A 23236-nucleotide genomic window follows, 5' to 3' on the forward strand; every position below is an offset into this window, starting at 1 on the left:
GCTGTTGAGTTCTCAAGATTCGGGCACGATCCGCGCTTCAGGCCTAACAACCATCCGCTTGGCGACTTCAAATACTTTATCAGGTTTCCAGCGATTTTCAAATTCGCTTTCCGCCTGATTGGAATTCAATTCCTTTCGGAATTTCCCTCCGATTTACTGCTTGAAGCAGCTTGGAGAACATTACCCGTCCGGCACCTGTGATGCAAACCGGGCTGCTTTCCAATACCGCTCTGGTAATGCAGCCGCCACACTCAAGAAGTTGGGTGGACGGCGACTTCGCCAGCCCATCGTTCCTCAGGACCGAAGTCCCTTGTTTCGAGAGCTGGATCAGCATACACAGCCAGATCCTTCGGCGCAAGACCCAACTTGGAAGTGCCGTCATTCCACCCAGAAGGTGGCGCTGACAAGGTCCTGTGCCCGGGAGCTGTGCCCCACCAGCAGCCGGAACTCCCCCGGCTCCACGCGTCGGGCACCCGCGGCGTCCACGATCGAACACTCATGAACCGGCATGAGGAGCTCGATCCTGCGTGATTCCCCGGGGTAGAGGTCGACCTGACAGAAGTGCTTGAGCTCCTTGCCGGCCCACGTCGCGGAGGTCACCACATCGTGGAGGTAGACCTGAACAGTCTCGCGTCCAGGGCGGCTGCCGGTATTGGTCACCGTCACCATTGCCCTCAGCTCATCGTCCACGCCCACATGATCTTTCAGGACCTCCAGCGATCGGAAGGCAAAGCTGGTGTAACCGAGTCCCTCCCCAAAGACGAAGGCAGGGTCCTGTGTGAGGTCTGCATATCGGCTTCCATGCTGGCCCCGCACCTGGTTGTAGTGAACGGGTTGCTGGCCGACGTGGAAGGGAATCGTGATCGGAAGCCGGCCCGAGGGTTCGATCCTGCCCAGGAGCAGTTCGGCCACGGCGCGTCCACCCTCCATGCCCGGGTTGAAGGCCTGCACCAGCGCGGCGGCGTTCAGCGCGCTGGCCGGCAGCGCCAAGGGCTTGCCCGAGACCACGACCACCACCATCGGCGTGCCCGTCGCAGCGACGGCGTCGAGCAGGGCCACCTGCCCGCCCTGCAGTTCCAGTGTTGCCGTCGACTTGCCTTCACCCGTCAGGTCGACATTGTCACCGACCACCACGACGGCGATATCGCTTCCACGAGCCAACTCGACGGCACGCTCCACCTCTTCGTCATCAACCGGGGCCGCAACGAAGGGGCTCCACACGGGCTGATCATCCTCGTAGCCGACGAGTTTCGCGCCCTCCCCGATCAAGGCGCCGCGTTCGTGATCCACCACCCAGCCCTCCGGGACAATCCCCCGCAGGCCCGTGAGGACCGTGGAGACCAGGTCACGCGGCATGTACTCGCGCATCCATTCCACCTGTCCCGAGGCGGCAGCCCAGTCGCCGAGCTGGGCCTGGACGTCATCGGCATTGGGGCCCAGGACCGCGACACGGCGAGTGGAAGCCTGCGGGGAGAGCGGCAACGTTCCGTCATTGCGCAACAGCACCAAGGATCGGCGGGCCTGCTCCAAGGCCACCTCGCGGTGGGCTGCGCAGCCGATCACCTCCCGCTGGCGCTCGACATGGGGATGGCGAGGATCCTCGAAGAGCCCCATGTCCATCTTGAGGCGCAGGATGCGCCCCACTGCCTCGTCCACCTGCTGCATGCTGACCAGACCACGGTGAACCGCCTCCTGCGCGCCCTCGAAGAAGTCCGGAGTGGTCATCACGAAGTCATTGCCACAGCGGATCGCCATGGCCGCGGCCTCGGTGATGTCCGCAGCAATGCGCTGGGCCGTCATCAAGGAACCCACATTGTTCCAGTCCGTCACCAGCGTGCCCTCGAAGCCCCACTCACCGCGCAACACCTCGTTGAGCAGCCAGTCATTCGCCGTGATCGGAACCCCATCGATCGATTCGTATCCGAGCATGAAGGAACGGGCACCCGCCCGAGCCACTCGCTCGAAGGGCGGCAGGAACCAGGAGCGCAGCTTGCGTCGTGAGATGTCTGCCTCGGAGGCATCCCGCCCACCGATGGTCTCGGAGTAGCCGGCGAAGTGCTTCGCGCAGGCCAGGATCGCCGTGGGATCACCCAGGCCCTCGCCCTGGTAGCCCCGAACCATCGCCACGCCCAGTTCCCCCAAGAGGTGCGGGTCCTCTCCGAAGGTCTCGTCCACTCGTCCCCAGCGCAGGTCACGAGCGATGCAGAGAACCGGACTGAAGGTCCAGTGGATGCCCGTGGGTGCCACCTCGCGCGCCGTCATGCGTGCTCCCTGCTCCACCAAGGTGGGATTCCACGTGCAGGCCATGGCCAGCTGCGACGGGAGAATCGTCGCCCCTGGCCAGAAGGAGTGACCGTGGATGCAGTCATCGGCAACCAGCAGCGGGATCTGCAGACGAGAGCGTGCCACCAGGGCATGGGCGCGGGCCAGGCGCTCCGGTGCCGTGTGGAGGATGGATCCCGCATGACGGTGCAGGACGATGTCCTCGAGGTCCGTCTGCGCGTCGAGCTGGAGCATCTGCCCCACCTTCTCCGCCAAGCTCATCCGGCCCAACAGGTCTCTGACACGCGCGTCGACGGACAGGCTGGCGTCGAGATAGGGCAAAGCTGCACTCATGAGGCCATTCCAGCCCCGTCGGCCAAGTCCCGCTCGAACAGGGCACGCATTGCCGCCTCCTGCTCACCGGAATCCCAGACGATCTCCTCCAGTGCCTGAGCGGCCTCATCGACGACATGCTTCCAGCGCGTACGCGAGATCAGCCCCAGTTCGAGGGCCTTCGCGGCGGCCCCCACATAGGTGTCATGGAACCAGACCCGGTGTTCGGCATGCTCGCGTCGCGCCTGGATCCCGGTGTCCACCACGTCGTGGATGAAGACGGCGTCCATCGCCTCGGGGAACTCCTGCCACAGCCGCTCCCCCACCTGCACGTCACCCTGACCCGAATCTCCCATGAAGGTCATGCGGTACTCCGGATAGAGCTGCACATGGTGGGCGATGTTCTCCAGCTTCTTGCCGGCCATCGTGTCCAGGCTCAGCAGACTGAACGGGCTGCCGGACATCACCGACAGGTCCGCCACGCCTGCCTTCTTGAGGCTCTCCCGCGAGTGGTTCTCCACCAGTCCGAAGAAGTCCATCGGCCGCGCCGTGACAAAGGTGAGGTCCCCGATGCTCAGCGGATCATCGTCCGGCCCCATGTCCAGGGCCTCCTGGAAGGCCAGGACACCGGGGTAGAGGGTTCCCCGGGGATAGCGGTGGTCATGCAGCTTGCAGAAGACGGTGTCATCGATGTCCGAGAGCACTTTCGCCTCGGTGACCGGCATTCCTTGCGCCTGCGCGTGGATGTGATCAAGCACCCGTTGGCGGATGTCGCGGTCATCAAGGTCCTTGAAGACCAGGCCTTCCAGGTCATGGTGGTCGCTGCGCAGGTTGACGATGTTCTTCAGGTGGGTGAGTTCCGCGCCCTCGACGGCGCAGACCAGACCCGCGATAGCCTCCTCGCCCCGGTGGCCGGTGCGTCCGGTCTGCAGGCCGTAAATCACCGCGGCCCGGGAGTGCAGGTCCAGTTCGCCGGCCCGCTGGACGGCCACCAGGTCGATCACGGCATCGCGGTTCCGGGGCCCCAGCAGATGGTTGTCAAGGGCACCGAGCAGGCGATCCGCCGTGTGGTCGTCGAGCAGCTCATTGAGCTCCTCCGTGTCAAGGGCCCGGAGCAGCGCCAGCAGGCGCCCCTCCTCGTCCTCCCCCGTGGAATGCGCCAGCAGTTCACGCACCAGGCCCAGTTCCGCACTCATCAGATGTCCTTTCGCAGCGATTCGGGGCAGCGCACCATCAGGGCCCGCGGGTCCACGTCGATCTCGAGGTGCACCACCGGGCCAAAGACGTCGCCGTCGAGTTGCAGGGCCGTCGGTTCCTCAGGCTCGATCACCAGGCGTCGCGCCACCCCGTGCACCAGCACAGGACTGTCGGCGCGACGACGAAGCCCCGCCCAGGCCACCGGGATCCATTGCCACAGGTGCGTGACGCGCGCTTCCATGGTGCGCAGCAGCCCGTCGTCGAGACGAGCTTCGGGGAAGATCTCGATCCCCAGTGGAATGCGCCCCGCATTGCCCACCAGGAAGCTCCACACCGCCCGGGCGTGAGCCGGACGTCCGTCGACGGCGATCATCATCCGCACCGGAGGCCGTACCAGGTGGCGCACTCCGGACTCGAAGTAGGCGGCCCAGCCCAGACGTCGCTTGAGGTCCGGCCGCGTCGCCAGCACCGTCTCGGCATCGTGGCCCAGCCCCGCGAGCACCAGGAAGAGGTGGTCGCGAGATGCCTGCGTCGGCACCGCGGCGGTCCTGAAGCGTGCCACGCCCAGGTCCAGTGGGCGCCCCGAGGCATCCATCGCCACCTCGACCGCCGCCTCAAGGCGGCGCGGAGACAGCCCCAGGTTGCGGGCGAAGATGTTGGCCGTGCCCAGCGGGATGATGGCCATCTCCACACCGGTGCCGCGCAGCCTCTCCGCCACGGCCCGCACGGTGCCATCACCACCCCCGACGATGACCAGATCTGCGCCCATGGACAAGGCCGACTCGGCCTGACCCCCTCCGAAGTCCTGCCGCGAGGTCTCTAGGACCACCGGCATCGGCCACCCTCGCCTCGCGGCCCCGGCCGAGAGCAGTTCCACGGCCCTGGGATAGCCCTTGGCCACCGGGTTGAGGATCGCAACCGGGGACCGGGGTATACCGCTGTTCGCGTGCCCCGCTGGCTCGGCCAGCCGTGCGGCAACCGCAATCTCAGCGGGCAACCAGTCCAGGCCCGGCAGCTCGTCCGGAAGACACCAGCGCACTGCCCGGTGCTCGGAACCGACGGCGGGCAGCGCGTCCGCGCAGCTGACGTGGAAGACCCTCATGCCCAGGCGCTCGTTGATCGGCCACAGTCCGTCGGGGTGCAGCACCTCGGCCCCCACCCGTACCTCGCATCCCAGTTCCTCGCGGATCTCCCGGACCAGGGCTTCGCGGGCCGATTCCCCGGCCTCCACCTTTCCGCCGGGAAACTCCCACAGCCCCGCCAACTCCGTCGGTGTGGCACGCTGGGCCGCCAGAATCCGCCCCTCGTGCTCGATGACGGCGGCCACGACAAGCCGGCGGGCGGCGGTCATGCCAGTTCCTGCTTGGCCTGCCTCGCCAGCGACTTGGCGGCCTTCTTCGTCTCCCGCACGCGCAGCAGGGACTCGGCATCGGTGATGTCGGCCACCGAGCGGAAGCCGTCCAGTCCATAGTCACCCGCGGCCTCGCGCCACCCCTCAGCGGTCAGCCCTCGCCGCTTGCCCAGCAGAGCCAGGAAGATCCTCGCCTTCTGGTCACCGAAGCCGGGGAGCTTCTTGAGCCGCTTCAGCACCTGCGGGCCACCACCCTGCTCCCAGACCGCTGCTGCCCGCCCGTCGTACTCATCGACCAGCACCGTGCACAGCTGGTGAACCCGAGCACCCATCGATCCCGGAAAGCGGTGCACGGCAGGCTTGCGGGCACACACTTCGACGAAGTCCTCCTCGGGCATCGCGGCGATGGCGGCCACATCCACACTGCCACCCATTCGCTCCGCGATCACGGCGGGACCAGTGAAGGCCTTCTCCATCGGGATCTGCTGGTCGAGGCACATGCCCAACAGGAGCGCGTCGTCATTGGTTGCCAGCAGGTCATCGGCGGCCGGATCTCCGGTGAGGTAGAAGTCCGTCATGGCGCCAGCCTAGGGCCTCGACCAACTCGGCAAGCGGGAGAGTTCACCGGTACAGACGGGCGAGTCGCTCGAACGGTGGCAGAGCTCATTCGAACAGGATGTACTCCGGGGTGGGCTTGAGGGCCATCACCTCGGCGGGCGTCATGAGCCGCCCCCCGGTCTCCACGTCCTCCTGGTAGAAGAGCTTGAAACCTCCGTGCACGAAAGTGGGCTTCTTGGCCACCACGCGCTTCCAAGTGTCCACCTTCGCCCCCGGGGAGCCGATCCCGTCCACCGACTTGATCATCACGACGCCCTTGGCCGGCACAAGAGTGGGCTCGTTGACCACCACGCCCTCGTTGAGCTGGTGGTAGAGCATCACCTTCTGCGGCAGGTTGTGCTTCGCGACCAGTTCCGAGACCCACTGGGCACACTCGTTGAGCTCCGCTGCCTTCACATGACCGAAGGTCTTCATCGGCACCTCTCCCGGGCCCATCCGCCACTCGGGGTCCAGGGCCAGGCCGACATCCGGCTCCTTGAGCCACTTCTCATAGGCCTTGATCTCGTCGGGGAAGCTGGCGCGTCCCGGCTGGATGTTCAGCAACAACATGGCCTTGTGCTTGCGGGCCGTGGTCAGCCACTCCTGGATCACGGCGTCGTCGATCCGACTGCGGTACATGCCGTCCTTGCCAGCGGAACCATGCACGGTGGTGGCGATCAGTTCCATGACCGGCATGATCTTGCGGCCCTTCGCGTAGGGCTGCGCGCGCTTCTCCATCTCCACCATGCGCTCGTCAAGGGCTCCGATGCCGAGCCTTCCTTGTCCCTCGGCCCCGGGCGCCCCGGAATAGCCGAACAGGCGGTAGGCCGGGAAGACGGCCCGCCCACCGCGCGGCAGCTCCGGGGCCGGTGTGGGTGTGGGCGAGGGCGTTGCGCTCGCTGCGCTTCCCACCGTCGTCTCGGGGCCAGCGACGTCGGGCCCGCTCTGGCCCTGCCCGCTGCAACCAGCGGTCAGCGTGGCCGACAGGACGAGGAAAGCGGCGAGACTTCTGTGTGCATGGGGAAGGCGCATGACAGGAACGCTATCGGAGTGCGTAGGAAATTCACCACTTGTCGCCGTCGGATTCCCTGCGTCTCCCCACCACGACGAGGGGCCCCGTGGAGCAGCGCTCCACGGGACCCCTTGAGATCGCTCGGCCAACGACCAGCTGGCTCGGCTGACGTCGGGCCGACCTCGTGCGTCGGATCAGAAGTTGATCATGTGGCCGACGACGCCCTCGGCGGCTTCCTTCATGGCCTCCGACAGGGTCGGGTGGGCGTGCACGGTGCGTCCGATCTCGTCGGCGCGCAGGTCGTACTGCTGGGCCAGGACGAACTGCGGGAGCAGTTCGGTGACCTCGGGGCCAATCATGTGGGCGCCGAGGATCTCATTGGTCTTGGCGTCGGCCACGAGCTTGACGAAGCCCACCGCCTCGCCCATGCCCCAGGCCTTGCCGTTGGCAGTGAAGGGGAACTTGCCGACCTTGACCTCAAAGCCCTTGTCCTTGGCCTGCTGCTCCGTGTAACCCATGGAGCCGATCTGCGGCTGGCAGTAGGTGGCGCGCGGGATGAAGTCGTAGTTCACCGGGAAGGTCTCGGCTCCTGCGATCGTCTCGGCGGCGACGACACCCTGGGCCTCGGCCACGTGCGCGAGCATCATCTTGCCCGTGCAGTCGCCGATGGCGTAGATGCCCTCGACATTGGTGCGCAGGTTGTCGTCGACGGCGATGGCGCCGCGATCGGTGAGCTGCACGCCGGTCTTGTCCAGACCGAAGCCCTCGGTGCGAGGTGCGAAGCCCATCGCCTGCAGGAACTTGTCGGCCTCGAGCACCTGCTCGTCGCCACCCTTGGCGGGAGCAATGGTGACCTTGACACCGGCGCCGGTGTCCTCGACACCCTTCACCGCAGTGGAGGTGAGCACCTTGATGCCGAGCTTCTTGTAGGCCTTCTGCAGCTCCGCGGAGATCTCCTTGTCCTCGGCGGGCACCTGACGGTCCAGGAACTCGACGATGGTCACGTCGACCCCGTAGCTGTTGAGGACATAGGCGAACTCGGTGCCGATGGCACCGGAGCCGCCGATGATGATGCTCTTCGGCAGGTTGTCCGCAAGGATCTGCTCCTTGTAGGTGACCACATTCTGGCTGACCTGGGTGCCGGGCAGCAGCTTGGTGGTGGCGCCGACAGCGATGATGCAGGCGTCGAAGGTGACATCCTCCGTCGCACCGCCCTCCTTGGCGACGCTGATGGTCTTCGCGTCCGTGAAGGTGCCCCAGCCCGAGAACTCCTGGATCTTGTTCTTCTTCATCAGGAAGTGGATGCCGTTGACCATCCGGTCGCTGACCTGACGGGAGCGGGAGAAGGCCTTGCCGTAGTCGGCCGACATCTCGCCAGTGAGCCCGAACTTGTCGGCCTCCTTGGTCACGATGTGCACGATCTCGGCATTGCGCAGCAGCGACTTGGTGGGGATGCAGCCCACGTTGAGGCAGACACCGCCCCAGTACTCCTTCTCGATGATGGCAACCTTCTTGCCGAGCTGGGCCGCGCGGATGGCGGCGACATAGCCACCGGGGCCAGCACCAAGGACAACGACGTCAAAATGAGAGCTCATGCTCCCACTCTATTGCACATCAGCCCGGTCATTCATTGACCAGGACGGGAACGGAAACACTGGCAGAAACCACCCGGGACCGCAGCTCCTCAGGGACCTTGATCGTGAACTCCTCCGAGTGGAAGTGCTCCACGCCGGGGGTGGCCGCGGCCTCGCTCTCGCCACCGCCGTGGTCATGCGTACCGTCGAGGTGATGCGTGAACCGGGCCGTGCCCAGGAGCTTGCCCGAGGAGTCGTGGAAGCCCGCGACGACCTGCAGTTCCAGCAACTCGGAGATGTCGCTGGTGACCGTCACCGTTCCCCTCACCGCATCCCGGGACAGCCGCAGGTCCTTGAAGGTGAACCGATTGTCGAAGGGGCCAGCAGCCTGTTCCACGGAGCCGGCCGCGGGGTTGAGGGTCACCATCGACGACGGCGTCGGGTCCCCACTGGCCGCGGCGAGCCCCGGGAAGCTGCTGGCGATGGCCGACGACGGCTCAGGTGGGGTGTCAGGTTCTCCGGCGCCGCAGCCCGCGAGTGGAAGCGTCAGCAGGGCGACCGCGAGGGCCGACAGGAAGTGGGAGGAACGAGCTGGCGGGTGGTTCATGGGGTCCTTCGTGATGTGTGCGACGTGCGCGACGCCGATGGCGTCGCGCACGTCGCGGTCTGGCAGGTGGTGACCGGGGTCAGCGGGTGACCTTCAGGGCCTGGCCGACGATGTCGAACAGGTCGGTGTTCTCGATGGAACCGGCAACCTTCTGCGAACCCGGGCCGTAGCCGTAGACAGGCACGTCGGCACCGGTGTGGTTGCCCGACAGGTAGCTCAGCCAGAGGCTGGCCTCCGGGGAGCCGTCCTTGACGCCGGCGGCGTCATCGGGGGTGCGGAAGGTGGCCGGGCCGAAGTTGGCCGGGTCATTGATGCCATCGCCGTTGACAATGCCCGAGGAACGCTTGGGATCCAGCTTGCCGCTCTTGGCGCGCGAGGGCACCGAGTTGTTGGCGGTATTGCCCGAGTCCACGTTGGTCGGCGGCGTCACGGCCTCGGCATTGGTGTACGTGCCCTTCTCGATGATGTTGAAGCCGGCGCACTCGTGGTCAGCGGTCACGATCACCATCGTGTGCTTGTCCTTCTTGGCGAAGTCCAGGGCAACACGGACGGCCTCGTCGAAGGCCTTGGTCTCCTCGAGGGTCTGGGCGGCGTCATTGGCGTGCGAACGCTTGTCGATCAGGGCGCCCTCCACCTGCAGGTAGAAGCCCTTCTTGCCCTTCTGGGTGTTCAGCAGCTCGATCGACTTGCGGGTCATGTCCGCGACGGTCGGCTCCTTGGCCTCGGCAGAAGAGGGATTCTCGCGCTTGGACTTCTCGATGGTCAGGTTGCCCTTGTTGTACAAGGCGAAGACCTTGTTCTGCTGACGCTTCTTGGCCTTGACCCGGTTCAGGTCGGACTCGGTGGCCACCCGCTGCGCGGCCGGCGAGCCCAGGACGGTGTAGCCCTGGTCCTTCAGTGCCTGCTCGTCGGCGGCATCAAAGCGACCCAGGCCGCCGCCCATGATGACGTCGGCGGTGCCATTGCGGGCGATCTGGTCCGCGACCGGGGTCACGCGCACGTCCGTGGTGGGCAGTTCCTTGCCGGTGACCTCGGTGTTCTGGCAGGCCTTGGCGGAATAGTCCGGACCTTGGCAGCCGCGCATGAGCACGTGGCTCATCTGGCCCGCCGGGGTGGCGTCGGTGATCTCCGCGGTGGAGACATTGCCGGTGCGGTAGCCGGCCTTCTTGGCCAGCTCCATCACGGTGGCGTGGGACTCGCCCTTGGCGTCGACGGCGAGGGCGGCGTTGTAGGTCTTGTACCCGGTGGTCCAGGCCGTCGCGGCGGAGGCCGAGTCGGTCACGTAGTTGGGCAGGAAGTCGGGCTCGCCGGGCTGGCCGGAGCCGGGCTCGACGGAGTACGTGCGGTTCTGGCCGACATTCGGCAGGGTCTCCATCACCAGCTTGCCGTCGGCGCCGTAGTAGCGCTCGCGGGCGGCGGTGACGTGGGTGCGGCCCATACCGTCGCCCAGCAGGTAGATGACATTGCGAATCTCGCGGTCGTTGCCACGCCGGGCCTCAGCGACACCGGCCATGCCGGCGCCGACGATGGAGGCCAGGGCCACGGCTGCCGCGGCCAGACGGAAGGACTTGTTCATGATGATGCCTGTCTCGATGGGAGTGGTTGGCTCCGCGGAGCCCTCAACCCGAGGGGAACCGCGCGCACCACGACGCTAGGGGACACAGCCCCCCGAACGACGGCTTGTAGTTGACCGCAAAGTGAACAGCAGGAGGCGAGACAGGCGTCATAGCCACCCCACGACACGCCCCCCATTCGACCATTATCTCAACTGTGAGTTATCCTGAAAAGCGTGACTGAGACAACTCCTGCCTCCATCGGCCGACTGATCCGTGACGCGCGCAAGCAGCGTGGACTCACGCAGCACCAGCTCGCCGACGTGCTGAACACGTCGCAGAGCGCCGTCCACCGGATCGAGGCCGGCAACCAGAACCTGAGCCTCGAGATGATCAACCGGATCGCCGAGGCCCTCGAATCGCCACTCATCACGCCCGCGAGCAGCGGCACCATGAACTTCCGGATCCAGGGTGGCGCCAAGCTCTCCGGCTCCATCGAGGTGCGCTCCAGCAAGAATGCTGCCGTCGCCCTGCTCTGCGGCTCGCTGATCAACCGTGGCAAGACCGTGCTGCGTGGCATCGCCCGGATCGAGGAGGTGAACCGCCTGCTCGAGGTGCTCACCAGCATCGGCGTCGAGGCCACCTGGAATGACGACCACACCGACCTGACGCTGCGTCGCCCGGACGTGCTGGACCTCGAGGCCATGGACGTTGCCGCGGCCCGCCGCACCCGCAGCATCATCATGTTCATGGGCCCGCTGCTGCACCAGTACCCGGACTTCAGCCTTCCCTATGCCGGCGGCTGCAACCTGGGCGCCCGCACCATCGAGCCCCACCTGCAGGTGCTGCGTCCCTTCGGCCTGGAGGTCGAGGCCACCGAGGGCTTCTACAAGGCCCACACGGATTCCTCGAAGGTGAAGGAGGTGCGGCAGATCACGCTCACCGAGCGCGGCGACACCGTCACCGAGAATGCCTTGCTGGCCGCCGCGCAGACCCCGGGGGTCACCGTGCTGCGCAATGCCTCGTCCAACTACATGGTCCAGGACGTGTGCGTCTTCCTGCAGATGCTGGGCGTCACCATCGAGGGCATTGGCACCACCACGCTGCGCATCACCGGCGTCGACCGGATCGACACCGATGTGGAGTACCACATCAGCGAGGACCCCATCGAGGCGATGAGCCTGCTGACCGCGGCCATCGTCACCGACAGCGAGCTGACGATCACTCGCTGCCCGATCGAGTTCCTCGAGATCGAGCTCGCCGTGCTCGAGGAGATGGGCCTGCAGTACTCGATGACCGACGAGTACACCAGCAGCAATGGCTACACCCGCCTGGTGGACATCACCGTCCACCCGTCGACGCTGCGCGCCGCGGCGGACAAGATCCACCCGCTGCCCTTCCCCGGTCTCAACATCGACAACCTGCCCTTCTTCGCCGTGATCGCGGCCGTCGCCGAGGGCCAGTCGCTGATCCATGACTGGGTCTACGAGAACCGGGCCATCCACCTGCTCGAACTGAACAAGCTCGGTGCGAATGTGCAGCTGCTGGACCCGCACCGCTTGATCGTGGTCGGCCCGACCCGCTGGCGCGGCCGGGACCTGGTCTGCCCGCCGGCGCTGCGCCCGGCCGTCTGCCTGCTGTTGGCCGCACTGGCCGCCCGCGGCGAGACCGTGCTGCGCGATGTCTACGTGATCAACCGTGGCTACGAGGACCTGCCGATGCGGCTCAGCAAGCTCGGTGCCACCATCGAGGTCTTCCACGAGTGACCTGTGCAGGTGGTGGCTCGGAGTGACCGGGCCATCACGCCAGGGCGAAACGCTCCATGAGCCGGGTGTTCCCCTGTTCGTACCAGACGAGGTCCAGCGCCTCGGCACGAGACGAGCAGGGCAGCACCCGGCTCAAGCATTCCCGAACCCACTCGACGTCGACGCCCGGACCGACGGCATCGAGTGTCACGTGGGGGTTGACCTCGTGCAGCCCGCCATAGGGAATCACCTCGGGGAAGGCCTCGCGCAGCGCCGCGGTGAGCGCCCGAAAGGGTGCCTTGGGCTCCGGGACGGCGTGGATGATGCCATCCGGGAAGACCTCAATCCGGCTCAGGGTGTGTCCGAAGGCGGCCGTTCGGGCCGCGATCCCTCGCACGATGCGGACATCGGGAGGTGAAAGGAAGGGCCCCAGCGCGGTGACGTGCGCATGGACGTGGCACTGCCCCGGCACCTCCGATGCGCCCAGGAATCCGGTGTCGTAGTGCGCGGTGCGTTCCCTGACGAAGTCCTCCAGCTCCGGCACCGGTACCTGCAGCACCGCATGCCCCGGCCACTGGGGCATCAGCCGATCTTCGTTGCCCGGAAGCTCCAGCCGGGCGCCACCACATGGTCCTGGGCCTGCACCAGAGCCAGTTCACTGCGCCCCAAGTCTGCCGTGGCCCGCAGCACCGAGTACACCACCGACGCGGTCTGCTCCAGGGCGACGCCAACCGGCAGCCCCTCAAGGATCTTGGCCAGGAAGAGGGCGCTGGTGATGTCCCCCGTCCCGGTGAAGTAGCCGTCGATTCGGGGCGTCTCCACCTGCCAGGCCCCCTCCTCGGTGACCGCGATCATTCGCATGGCGTCGTCACGGCCGTCGGGCAGCCGCACCGAGGTGACCAGCACCGTCTTCGGCCCCTGCCTGCGCAGCTGCTGTGCGGCCTCCATCACGTCGCAGATCGTGTGCACCTCACGCCCCACCAGGAATTCCAATTCGAACAGATTGGGAGTGAGCACGTCCGCCCGCGGAACCACTTCATCGCGCATGAACTCCGGAATCCCGGGCAGGCAGTAGAAACCGGTGTCCACGTCGCCCATCACGGGATCGCAGCAGTAGAGGGCCCCAGGATTCTCCTCCCGAAGTGCCACTGCGGCGGAAAGGATGACCTGCCCCATGTCCGCGCTGCCCTGGAAGCCGGACAGCAGGGCATCGGCTCGGCCCAGCACTCCCCTGTCCCGGATCCCCTGCACCACCTCAGACACCTGTTCCGCCTCGATCAGGGGACCACGCCAGGCGCCGTACCCGGTGTGGTTGCTGAAGTTCACCGTGAGCACCGGCCAGACCTCCACCCCGAGCCGCTGCAGAGGGAAGACGGCGGCGGAGTTCCCGACATAGCCGTAGGCGACATGGGACTGGATCGACATGATGGTGGTCACCGCGCGATTCTGCCACGACCGGGCATCCGGACTCGCCAACGACTCCTACCTGGGGCGGACACCAGAACGGGACCCTGGTCGGTTGGGGGCGCCTCGAAGGTCTGGCAGGATCTTGGCATGCCGCCCGCACCACGCCGCCGAACAGGTGACCAGACCCTCGAGAGCCCCCTGCCCGCAGGTGCTCCCGGAGAAGCCAATCCGGTGGACCTGGGCTCGGATCTGCACGACCTCCGCGAGCGCGACGACCAGTGGCCCCGGGAGCGCTGGGCATGGCGTGCACGGGTGCGTGCCAACCCCCTGGCCTACTTCTGGTACCGGCTCGGAGTGGCCCTGGTTGGAGCCCTCATGATGGTCGGAGCCGCCCTGACCGGATGGCTCCCCGGGCCGGGCGGGATCCCCCTGTTCATGTTGGGCCTGGTCGTGTGGTCGAGCGAGTTCACCTGGGCCCACCGCGTGATGCTCTGGTTCCGCCGCGCCTTCGACTGGTTCCTGGGCTGGCCGGACCGCACCCGGCACCTGTTCTACGTCGGCTGTCTCGTGGCCGCCATCTGCACCTGGTACGGGCTTGCCGTGTGGCACGGAATCCCCAGCTGGATGCCCGCAGGCGCCGCCGCCCAGCTGGACCGGCTCCCCGGCATCGAACGCTGAACTCCGCCCCTCGAGCACTACTCTCGACGTCATGCACGCCAGCGACTACGCCTACTTCGAGCAGCCCTTCACCGCCCTCGCGCACCGGGGTGGCGCCGGGCTGTCGGCTAACCGTGGGCGAGAGAACACGCTGCACGCCTTCGGCAATGCCATCGCGCTGGGCTACACACACCTGGAGACCGACGTCCATGCCACTCGCGACGGTCACCTGCTGGCCTTCCACGACTCCCTCCTGGACCGCGTCACAGACTCCACGGGGGCCATCGCAGCCTGCTCCTTCCAAGAGGTCCGCGCCGCGCGGATCGGAGGGATGGACCATATCCCCACCCTGGACGAGGTCCTGGAGAGCTTTCCTTCGGCCCGGATCAACATCGACATCAAGGCGGCCGACGCCGTGGAACCGCTGGTCGAGTGCCTGCGTGCCCACCGGGCCGAGGACAGGGTCTGTGTCGGCTCCTTCGGCCAGGAACGACTGAGGCGTTTCCGACGCCTGGCGGGGCCGCAGGTGCCGACCGCAGTGGGCCCTGCGGGCGTCGCGTGGACCGCTCGAGTGCCGGTCCTCCCCCGCCTGCTCGCCAGCCCCGGCGTCGCCCTGCAGATGCCCGTCGAGCACACCGTCAGCGGCCGCCGGATCCGCCTGCTCACCCCGTGGCTGCTTGACGCGGCCCACAGACGTGGCAAGGTGGTCCATGTGTGGACGGTCGATGACGCCGCACAGATGCACGAACTGATCGACCTGGGGGTCGACGGAATCGTGTCCGATGCCATCGACGTGCTCAAGCAGGTGCTGCAGGAGCGTGGTCTGTGGCATCAGACGCCTCCCGAGGCCCTGTGACGGCACCACGAGCAGGGAACAAAGCACACAACCGGCTCGTTGTGCAGGTGTATGGACCCCCGTAGGGCTGGGGGACGCGCAAGGACCGGCACGTCGGGGGCAACAAGGAGGAGAGATCATGGCAGATCGGGCACTGCGAGGCATGGGTCTGGGAGCCAAGAGCTTCGAGGACGAGGACGGCATCGAATTCGCTGCACGTCAGACCATCGGGTTCGACTGCGCCAATGAGCACCACTTCGAGGTGACCTTTGCGATGGAGGCCGACCTTCCGGGCGAGTGGGAATGCCCCCGGTGCGGCGCCAACAGCCTGCGCTCCGATGGCACCAAGCCCGCGGAGAAGGTCACCAAGCCCGTGCGTACGCACTGGGACATGTTGCGGGAGCGCCGCAGCATCAAGGAACTCGAGGTCCTGCTGGAGGAACGCCTGGAACTGCTCCGCAAGGACCAGTGACACCCCCCGCGGACACATGACGGGAGCCCGGACCAGATGGTCCGGGCTCCCGTCATGTTCGGGATCTCAGAGCACGCGGCCGGTGATCGCCGGCGGATCCTGACCATCGGAGGGAGGTTCCATCACCGTCTCGCCCTGGACCACCTCACCGTCAATCGTCATGTCCGAGGTGCGGGCCCGCATCAGGTCCATGTCCACCCCCGCGCGCTGTACCTGCCGTGCGGCGAAGACCTCCACCAGACGGCGCGCAAGCGGCCGGGTGAAGGGCAGCAGGAAGAAGAAACCGAAGACATCGGTCAGGAAGCCGGGAAGCATCAGCAGAACGCCGCCCACCAGCACGAGCGCCGCGTCAGTCAGCTCGGTGGCGGGCATTCGACCCGTGCCGAGCGTGGCTCGCAGGGCCTGCCAGGCACGGCTGCCCTCCCGCTTCATCAGCCACGCGCCGACGGCCGCCTCTGCGACCAGGATGGCGACGGTGGGGAGCCCACCGATCGCGTGGCCAACCCGGAGCAGGATCCAGACCTCGATGATCGGGACCGCCACCAACAGGGCCATGAACAACGGCATGGCCCATCCATTGCGGCGTGGCGCAGCCATGCTCAGGCGTCCTTCCTGGCCTTGTCTGCCTTCTGCTTGGCCTGCTTGATCACCGGAGCCGCCTTCTCCAGACCCTTCACGGCAAGACCCTTGGCCTGCTGGGCGCGGAACTCGGCACCCCACAGCGTGGTGCGGATCAGGGCCTCGGTGACGATGTCCTTGCTCATCTTGGACTCACCGCGCTCACGCTCGATGAACTCGATCGGGACCTCGACGATCTTCAGCCCCGCCTTGGCGACCCGCCAGGCCAGATCCAGCTGGAAACAGTAGCCCGCGCTGGCGATCTCGTCGAGGTCGATGGCGCGCAGGGTGGAGGCGCGGAAGGCGTTGAAACCACCGGTGATGTCCTTGACATTCATCCCGGTGCACATCCGGGTCCACAAGGAGCCGCCGCGGCTGATCAGCAGGCGACTGGCGGGCCAGTTCACCACGGAGCCGCCCTTGACATAGCGCGATCCCTTTACCATGTCCGCATCCTCGAGTGCCTCGAGGATCGCGGGCAGCTGCTCGGGCTGGTGGGAGCCGTCGGCGTCGTGTTCGACGAGCACGTTGTAGCCGTGGTCCAGGCCCCAGTGGAAGCCGGCCAGGTAGGCGGCGCCCAGGCCCTGCTTTCCCTTGCGGTGCATGACGTGGATGTGCTCCGGATCCGCGTTGTGCAGCCGGTCGGCGATGTCACCGGTGCCGTCGGGCGAGTTGTCATCGGCCACGAGGACGTGGGCATCCGGAACTGACGTGCGAAGCCGTGTGACGATCGGCTCGATGTTCTCGGCCTCGTTGTACGTCGGGATGATGACCAGGACCTTGTCGGTCGGCTCGCTGCGATCCACCATGACTCCCCCATCGGGTTGGTTGCCGGGACTCCGTGTACCGGTCAGACCAGTTTAGCGACGGCCCGCGTCACCGACCCGGGAGCGACCCGCCAGAACGCCCACGACAAGGCCCAGGACAGCGAGAAGGGAGGCCGCACGCTCGATCAAGGGGCCGGCGACCACGGCCGGGGTGGTGCCCTGCGCCACGGGCACGGTGAAGGTACGCGCATCGGCCGTCGCCTCCCGGGTGAGACCGCTCACCCGGCCGTCGGGGTGCACCCGCGCCGAGAGCGAGTTGGTGGTGGCGACGACGATGTCGCGGCGCAGCTCCATGGCACGGGCACGTGTGATCGCGAACTGTTGCCGAGGCTGACCGGTGCCGGTGTAGGTGCCGTTGTTCGACTGGACCACCAGGACCTGGGCACCATGGGTGACCGTCTCGCGCACCGTCCGGTCCCAGGCCAGCTCGAAGCAGACCACATCGCCCACGGCCAGCGGCCGCCCATCGGGCAGGGTCACGTGCAGCACCCCCGGCGTCGTGCCGGGGATGGACTGGGCGCCCACCTCCCGCAGCACCGGAAGCACGGGCAGGAGCTGGGCGCGCAGCGGGATCCACTCCCCGAAGGGCACGAGGTTGCGCTTGTCATAGCGGGCCGCGATGGTGCCCTCCGTGGTCCACCACAGGGCGCTGGTCTGTCGCTCGTCGAGGCCCGGGCCATCCATCACGGCGCCCACCAGGATTGGCAGGCCCGCGATGCGGCTCGCCCGCTGGACCAGGGCGTGCGTCTGGTCATCCTTCGTCGGATCGATGTCCGTGGCGTTCTCCGGCCACAGCACGAAGTCCGGCATCGGGTCCAGACCGGCGCGCGAGCGAGCCATCAGGGTGACCGTCTGGCTCACGTGGTTGTCGGTGACGCTGCGGGCATAGCCCATGGCATTGGGGCCGGGAGAACCGTCGACATTGCCCTGGACCATGCCGATGTTCACAACACCGTCGTCGCCATCCGGCACGGGCACCACACGGGCCGCGATGGGGCCTCCGATGGCCAGGGCCGCGGCCGCCAGGAGCGCCGTCAGTGACGTCGCCCGCGAGGAGCGAAGCGACGTGACCACGACCGCCACGAGATGGGAGACCAGGGCCACCACGAAGGACAGTCCCCCGGCGCCGATCAGCGGGAGCCACCCTGCCAGGGGGGAGTCCACCTGGGTCCACGCCAAGCGCATCCAAGCGAAGCCACCGAAGGGCAGTCGCCCGGCACCGAACTCGCTCAGGGACCAGGCGCACGCGGCCATCACGGCCAGCAGCAGCGGGTTCCCGGTGATCCTGTGGGAGGCCACCAGGCACGCGGCTACCAGGGCCTGCCAGCATGCCATCAGCGCCAGCAGCGGCGGCACGACATACCAACCGATCACGTGGACCCACGACAGGCTGACCAGTCCCAGACCCAGACCGAAGAGCCAGCCCAGGGCGACGGCGCCCCGGACCCCTCGACGGGCTCGGGGATCGTGAGAGTGTGCCGCTCGGGGATCGTCGGCGCGCGCTGCTCGGGGGTTGAGGACCAACCAGCCGAAGCCGGCGAGCGCCACGAAGATCGCCGGCCACCAGGCCAGCGGCTGCCAGGCCGTGCCCGCCAGCGCACCGAGCCCGAGGGCCGTCAGTCGTTCAGCTCCGCGGTGCATCGAGCATCGGCCGGTCCTTGAAGATCGTCGTCAGCACCACAGTCGTGACCGTCGTCACATTGGCCGTGGTGCGGATCCGGGTCAGCAGGGCGTCCAGCTCGGACGGCGTGCCCACCTGGACCTCCAGCAGGTAGGAGGCATCGCCGGCCACGGAGAAGCACGACGTGATCTCCGTCATGCCCTCCAACTTGCCCGGGGTGGCCTCGTCGGTCTCCGGGTCCAGCGGACGGATCGAGATGAAGGCCGTGAGGTTTCGCCCCAAGGACTCGGCATCGATGCTCGCGTGGTATCCGGCAATCACGCCTCGCTGTTCCAGGCGTCGCACCCGCTGCTGCGCCGCAGAGGTGGACAGACCCGTCTCACGGCCGATGTCGGTATAGGACATCCGTCCGTCCCGCGCCAAGAGCGCCAAGATCTGCTGATCTGTGCTTTCCATGGCCACATGGTGACACTATTTCGGGGTGGAACCATGCCAGCTCATGATTTTTGACACAGCTTCGATGTACTTCAGGGCCTTCTACGGCCTGCCGTCGAGCATGCAGTCGCCGCACGGCGAACCGGTCAACGCCGTCCGTGGCCTGCTCGACGCCATGGCCCGGTTGGTCACCCAGTACCGGCCCGACGCGCTGGCCTGCGCCTGGGACAATGACTGGCGTCCCGCATGGCGCGTCGACCTGCTCCCCAGTTACAAGACTCATCGGGTCGCCGGGGAGACCCCTGCTGCGGGGCCGTCGGTGGTGGGAGCCGGTGCCTTGGCCGCCACAGGGGGCCTTTCCGAGGAGTCACCCGATGGCCTGACCCACCAGGTTCCGGTGATCCGCGAGGTGCTCCACGCGCTGGGCATCGCCGTCATCGGCCGCGACGGCTACGAGGCCGACGACGTGATCGGTTCGCTGTGTCATCAGCACGAGGGCCGGACACTGGCCGTCACCGGGGACCGGGACCTCTTCCAGCTGGCCGACGAGAGCACCCGCATCATCTACATCGGCAAGGGCGTCGCAAAGCATGACCTGGTGGATTCCGCGTGGGTGATGGCCAAGTACGGCGTGCCCGCCAGCGCCTATGTGGACTTCGCCGTGCTGCGAGGCGACCCCTCCGACGGACTCCCGGGGGTGAAGGGGATCGGCGACAAGTCTGCCGCCCAACTCGTCGACCGGTTCTCAGATCTGGAGGGGATGCTCACCGCGGCGTCCGATCCCTCATCGGCCATGAGCCCGTCGGTGCGCAGCAAGCTGGCCGGCGCCGTCGACTACCTCGCCGCCGCGCGGGAGGTGGTGCGCGTGGTCCCCGACCTGCCGCTGCCGGAACTGGCCGACGGACGCCTGCTGGTGGACCGTGACCGGATCGACCGGGCACGTCTGGCCACGCTCGACGCTCGGTGGGGACTGGGCGGCTCGCTGGAAAGGATCCTCACGGCCCTGTCGATCAGCGAGTGAGAACGTAGAGCCCGGCGCCGGCCATCAGGTTGGCCATCCGTCCGCCCGCGCGTCCGCGATGTCCCGACTCGTCGAGGGCGATCCGCTGTTCCACCCTCAGACCCATCGTGTCGAAGAGCCCTTCGAGGTCCGTCAGCGTGGTGAAGTGCAGGTTCGGACTGTCGTACCAGGTGAAGGGCAGGTCCTTGCTGCGCGGCATGTGACCGGTCAACAGGCGTAGCCGGTGGCGCCACAACCCGAAGTTCGGCACCGAGACCACCATCCGGGGTGCTATGCGGGCCATCTGGGCCAGCACCTGGTCCGGGCGACGAACCGCCTGCAGCGTACGGCTGAGCACCACGACGTCGTAGGAGTCGTCGCCGAACATCCCCAACTCCGTGTCCAGGTCCAGTTCGATCAGGGGCACGCCACGCCAGATGGCGCGCAGCACCTCGTCCGGGTCCCGCTCCACCCCGGTGCCGGAGCAGTCACGGGTGCGGGCCAGCACGTCGAGCAGTTCTCCCCCACCGCAGCCGAGGTCGAGCACCCGGGAACCGTGCGGCACCAGCTCGGCCACCAGCTCCAGGTCCGGGCGCAGGCCGCGGCTGTGCACCCCGGCATCATTGCGTGGGTTCATCGTGATGCCTCCCGCATGGAATGGGCGTGCGGATGGGTGGCCGACTCGCACTCGAGGAAGGCCCGCACCGTCTCGTGGTAGGCCGGAACCTCGAGCAGGAAGGAGTCGTGGCCCCAGGGCGAGCGGAAGTCCCGGAAGGTCACCGGCAGCCCGGCTCCCTCCAGCTGGCGGACCAGGCGGCGTGAGTGTTCCGTGCTGAACCGCCAGTCCGTGTCGAAACTGGCCACCAGGTAGCTGACCGGGTGTTGCCGGACAAGGTCCAGGGCATCGTCACGACCGAAGGGGTCGAAGTAGTCCATCACGCGCGTCAGGTAGAGATAGCTCAGGGCGTCGAAGCGGCTCAGGAAGGCCTCCCCCTGGTGCTCCAGATAGCTCTCGACCGCGAAGTCCACACCGAAGCCCCGGTTGCTGGCGCCGTACTGGGGGCGTCGGCCGAACTTCTCGTCGAAGCCCTCCTCGCTGGTGTAGGTGATGTGCGCCATCATGCGGGCGATCGTCAGCCCGACGTCGGGATTCTCTCCGCGCACCGCGAAGTGTCCGTCGTGGAAGGACTCGTCGCGCATGATGGCCTCGCGGCCCACGGCGGAGAAGGCGATGTTCTGGGCCGTGAGGCGGCTGGTGGAGGCGATCACCGCCGCATTGCACATGTCCTGCGGGTAGCGCATGGACCAGTCGAGGGCCTGCATGCCACCCATCGACCCGCCCACCACGGCATGCCAACGTCGCACGTCGAGGTGACGGGCCAGCTCGCGATGGACCTCGACGAAGTCGCTGATGTCCAGCAGCGGGAAGTCCAGGCCCCAGGGGTCCCCGGTGGCCGGATTGGTGGAGGAGGGTCCAGTGGTGCCCTGGCAGCCGCCCAGCAGGTTGCTGCAGACCACGAACCACTTGCGGGTGTCGACGGGCTTGCCGGGTCCGATCAGGTTGTCCCACCAGCCGGGATGCTTGTCTCCCCCATGCCAGCCGGCGGCATGGGCATCCCCCGTCAGGGCGTGGCAGATGTAGACGCCGTTGTCGCGGGCCTCGTTCAGCTCTCCATAGGTCTCGTAGGCGACTGTGATGGGGCCCAGGCTCTCCCCATTGGCCAGCACCAGTGGCCGCTCGGTGAAGAGCTCGACGGACTGTGTCTGGACGATGCCCAGCGGGTGGGAGGCAATGTCACCCTCGGTCATCGGATGGCCGCCAGGGCCTGGTCCAGGTCCGCCACGAGGTCATCGACGTGCTCGATGCCCACGCTCAGGCGCACCATCTCCGCCGGAACGCCGGCGGCCTCCAATTCCTCTGCGGTCAGCTGGGAGTGGGTGGTGGTGGCATTGTGGATGACCAGGCTCTTGGTGTCGCCGATATTGGCCAGGTGGCTGAACAGCTGCAGGGAGTCGACGAAGCGAGCCCCTGCCTCACGTCCCGCCTTCAGGCCGAAGCTGACGATGCCGCCGTAGCCCCTGCCGGTCAGCACCCGGGAGGCCACCTCGTGCTGGTCATTGGCCTCCAGGCCCGGGTAGTTGACCCAGGCCACGTCGGGGTGGTCCGCCAGGTGATGGGCAATGGCCAGCGCATTCTGGCTGTGCCGCTCCATGCGCAGGTGCAGGGTCTCGATGCCCTGCAGGACCAGCCAGGCGCTCATCGGCGCCAGCGTCGCGCCGGTATTTCGCAGCAGCACGGTGCGTGCCCGGGTGACGTAGGCGGCCGGACCGGCCACATCCGTCCAGACCGTCTCGTGGTAGGCGTGGTCCGGGCTGGTCATGTTGGGGAAACGATCCGCATTGGCGACCCAGTCGAAGTGTCCGGAGTCAACGATCACGCCCGCCAACGCGGTGCCGTGCCCGGCCAGGTACTTCGTGGCCGAGTGGACCACCACATCCGCCCCGTGCTCGATGGGTCGGCACAGGTGCGGGCTGGGCACCGTGTTGTCCACCACCAGCGGCAGGCCCTGGGCGTGCGCGGCCTCGCTCCATGCGTCGAGATCGGCCACCATCAGGCTGGGATTGCCCATTGACTCGCAGAAGACGAGCTTGGTGCGCTCGTCGACCACCCCGGCCAGGGCCGACGGATCGTGGGTGTCCACGAAGCGGGTCTCGATGCCGAACTGCGGCAGGGTGTGCGCGAACAGGGCAAAGGTGCCGCCGTAGAGCGCGGAGGTGGCGACGATGTTGTCCCCGGCGCCCGCCAGGTTCAGCACAGCATAGGTGACGGCTGCGGCACCCGTGGCGGTGGCCAGGGCCCCGACACCGCCCTCAAGTGCATTGACCCGCTCCTCCAACACTTGGGTGGTGGGGTTCATGATGCGCGAGTAGATGTTGCCCGGCTGCTCCAGGGAGAACAGGCTGCGCGCATGCTCGGTGCTGTCGAAGGTGAAGGCGGCCGTCTGGTACACCGGCACGGCCCTGGCGTGCGTGGCCGGGTCCGCCTGCTCCTGCCCGGCATGGACCGCAAGGGTCTCGATCCGGCGGGTCTCCGGGGTCTGGCTCATCGCGTGCTCCTCATGCTGGCTACGGA

22 protein-coding genes are annotated in these 23236 nt (G+C 67.2%); 5 read left to right on the top strand and 17 right to left on the bottom strand.

The genetic code is table 11. The annotated features are described in order from the left end of the window. Positions 1-378: 378 nt before the first annotated feature. The 8 genes from EDD41_RS02430 to EDD41_RS02465 all read right to left on the bottom strand — a co-directional run bounded on the left by EDD41_RS02430 (position 379) and on the right by EDD41_RS02465 (position 10509). The gene (locus EDD41_RS02430) at positions 379-2616 is read right to left on the bottom strand and encodes a glycoside hydrolase family 3 N-terminal domain-containing protein (RefSeq protein ID WP_123574826.1); all 2238 of its coding nucleotides are present in this window, start codon (positions 2614-2616) and stop codon (positions 379-381) included. Beyond that, on the bottom strand, positions 2613-3791 hold the full coding sequence (locus EDD41_RS02435; protein WP_123574827.1) for a phosphatase domain-containing protein: 1179 nt from the start codon (positions 3789-3791) through the stop codon (positions 2613-2615). The genes EDD41_RS02430 and EDD41_RS02435 overlap by 4 nt, the downstream gene beginning before the upstream one ends. Then, a complete protein-coding gene (locus EDD41_RS02440) occupies positions 3791-5143 on the bottom strand; it encodes an NUDIX domain-containing protein (protein WP_123574828.1) in 1353 nt (450 codons plus the stop codon). Before EDD41_RS02440 ends, EDD41_RS02435 begins: the two co-directional genes overlap by 1 nt. Then, a complete protein-coding gene (locus EDD41_RS02445; RefSeq protein ID WP_123574829.1) occupies positions 5140-5721 on the bottom strand; it encodes an HhH-GPD-type base excision DNA repair protein in 582 nt (193 codons plus the stop codon). Before EDD41_RS02445 ends, EDD41_RS02440 begins: the two co-directional genes overlap by 4 nt. Positions 5722-5806: 85 nt before the next feature. Further along, the gene (locus EDD41_RS02450; RefSeq protein WP_123574830.1) at positions 5807-6772 is read right to left on the bottom strand and encodes a hypothetical protein; all 966 of its coding nucleotides are present in this window, start codon (positions 6770-6772) and stop codon (positions 5807-5809) included. Positions 6773-6946: 174 nt separating this feature from the next. After that, entirely contained in the window at positions 6947-8347 is a 1401-nt protein-coding gene (gene lpdA / locus EDD41_RS02455; protein ID WP_123574831.1) for a dihydrolipoyl dehydrogenase, read from the bottom strand. 28 nt (positions 8348-8375) lie between these two features. Next, positions 8376-8933 carry a hypothetical protein gene (locus EDD41_RS02460; protein WP_170165202.1) on the bottom strand — a complete coding sequence of 186 codons (558 nt, stop codon included), beginning with the start codon at positions 8931-8933 and terminating at the stop codon, positions 8376-8378. Between the two features lie 79 nt (positions 8934-9012). Continuing rightward, positions 9013-10509, bottom strand: a complete 1497-nt coding sequence (locus EDD41_RS02465; RefSeq protein ID WP_211336560.1) for an alkaline phosphatase — start codon at positions 10507-10509, stop codon at positions 9013-9015. Positions 10510-10722: 213 nt separating this feature from the next. Here EDD41_RS02465 and EDD41_RS02470 point away from each other — a divergent pair, with 213 nt between their 5' ends. Beyond that, on the top strand, positions 10723-12252 hold the full coding sequence (locus EDD41_RS02470) for a helix-turn-helix domain-containing protein (RefSeq protein ID WP_094765163.1): 1530 nt from the start codon (positions 10723-10725) through the stop codon (positions 12250-12252). A gap of 34 nt (positions 12253-12286) precedes the next feature. On the opposite strand, the gene EDD41_RS02475 is transcribed toward EDD41_RS02470, so the two are convergent. Both EDD41_RS02475 and pdxY read right to left on the bottom strand, forming a co-directional pair. Beyond that, positions 12287-12814: a 2'-5' RNA ligase family protein gene (locus EDD41_RS02475; protein ID WP_123574833.1), complete on the bottom strand. Its 528-nt coding sequence runs from the start codon at positions 12812-12814 to the stop codon at positions 12287-12289. Further along, positions 12814-13668 (bottom strand): pyridoxal kinase PdxY, encoded by an 855-nt coding sequence (gene pdxY, locus EDD41_RS02480; RefSeq protein WP_245995508.1) that lies wholly within the window; start codon positions 13666-13668, stop codon positions 12814-12816. The genes EDD41_RS02475 and pdxY overlap by 1 nt, the downstream gene beginning before the upstream one ends. A 117-nt stretch (positions 13669-13785) precedes the next feature. On the opposite strand from pdxY, the gene EDD41_RS02485 reads away from it, so the two are divergent. From EDD41_RS02485 to EDD41_RS02495, 3 genes are all read left to right on the top strand, one after another. Continuing rightward, complete coding sequence (locus EDD41_RS02485) at positions 13786-14316, top strand: PGPGW domain-containing protein (protein ID WP_170165203.1); 531 nt, start codon at positions 13786-13788, stop codon at positions 14314-14316. Between the two features lie 31 nt (positions 14317-14347). Then, positions 14348-15151 (top strand): glycerophosphodiester phosphodiesterase family protein, encoded by an 804-nt coding sequence (locus EDD41_RS02490; protein ID WP_123574834.1) that lies wholly within the window; start codon positions 14348-14350, stop codon positions 15149-15151. 118 nt (positions 15152-15269) lie between these two features. Then, positions 15270-15602, top strand: coding sequence for an RNA polymerase-binding protein RbpA (locus EDD41_RS02495; protein ID WP_094765160.1), 333 nt, complete (start codon positions 15270-15272; stop codon positions 15600-15602). A gap of 66 nt (positions 15603-15668) precedes the next feature. Here EDD41_RS02495 and EDD41_RS02500 read toward each other — a convergent pair whose 3' ends face one another. The 4 genes from EDD41_RS02500 to EDD41_RS02515 are packed head-to-tail and all read right to left on the bottom strand — an operon-like array spanning position 15669 to position 19124. Continuing rightward, positions 15669-16199: an FxsA family protein gene (locus EDD41_RS02500; RefSeq protein WP_245995509.1), complete on the bottom strand. Its 531-nt coding sequence runs from the start codon at positions 16197-16199 to the stop codon at positions 15669-15671. A 2-nt stretch (positions 16200-16201) separates the two neighbouring features. Next, positions 16202-17029 (bottom strand): polyprenol monophosphomannose synthase, encoded by an 828-nt coding sequence (locus EDD41_RS02505; RefSeq protein ID WP_094765158.1) that lies wholly within the window; start codon positions 17027-17029, stop codon positions 16202-16204. A 51-nt stretch (positions 17030-17080) separates the two neighbouring features. After that, a complete protein-coding gene (lnt, locus tag EDD41_RS02510; RefSeq protein WP_094765157.1) occupies positions 17081-18688 on the bottom strand; it encodes an apolipoprotein N-acyltransferase in 1608 nt (535 codons plus the stop codon). Further along, positions 18672-19124 (bottom strand): Lrp/AsnC family transcriptional regulator, encoded by a 453-nt coding sequence (locus tag EDD41_RS02515; protein ID WP_094765174.1) that lies wholly within the window; start codon positions 19122-19124, stop codon positions 18672-18674. The genes lnt and EDD41_RS02515 overlap by 17 nt, the downstream gene beginning before the upstream one ends. Before the next feature lie 43 nt (positions 19125-19167). Here EDD41_RS02515 and EDD41_RS02520 point away from each other — a divergent pair, with 43 nt between their 5' ends. Then, positions 19168-20124 carry a 5'-3' exonuclease gene (locus tag EDD41_RS02520; RefSeq protein WP_123574835.1) on the top strand — a complete coding sequence of 319 codons (957 nt, stop codon included), beginning with the start codon at positions 19168-19170 and terminating at the stop codon, positions 20122-20124. Here the strand turns inward: EDD41_RS02520 and metW are convergent. The 3 genes from metW to EDD41_RS02535 are packed head-to-tail and all read right to left on the bottom strand — an operon-like array spanning position 20114 to position 23210. Beyond that, positions 20114-20740, bottom strand: a complete 627-nt coding sequence (metW, locus tag EDD41_RS02525; protein ID WP_094765155.1) for a methionine biosynthesis protein MetW — start codon at positions 20738-20740, stop codon at positions 20114-20116. The genes EDD41_RS02520 and metW overlap by 11 nt on opposite strands. Continuing rightward, on the bottom strand, positions 20737-21912 hold the full coding sequence (metX, locus tag EDD41_RS02530) for a homoserine O-acetyltransferase MetX (protein WP_094765154.1): 1176 nt from the start codon (positions 21910-21912) through the stop codon (positions 20737-20739). The genes metW and metX overlap by 4 nt, the downstream gene beginning before the upstream one ends. Next, positions 21909-23210 (bottom strand): O-acetylhomoserine aminocarboxypropyltransferase/cysteine synthase family protein, encoded by a 1302-nt coding sequence (locus EDD41_RS02535; protein WP_094765153.1) that lies wholly within the window; start codon positions 23208-23210, stop codon positions 21909-21911. Before EDD41_RS02535 ends, metX begins: the two co-directional genes overlap by 4 nt. Positions 23211-23236 lie beyond the last annotated feature (26 nt).

Source organism: Luteococcus japonicus (assembly GCF_003752415.1).
GTDB lineage: Bacteria > Actinomycetota > Actinomycetes > Propionibacteriales > Propionibacteriaceae > Luteococcus > Luteococcus japonicus.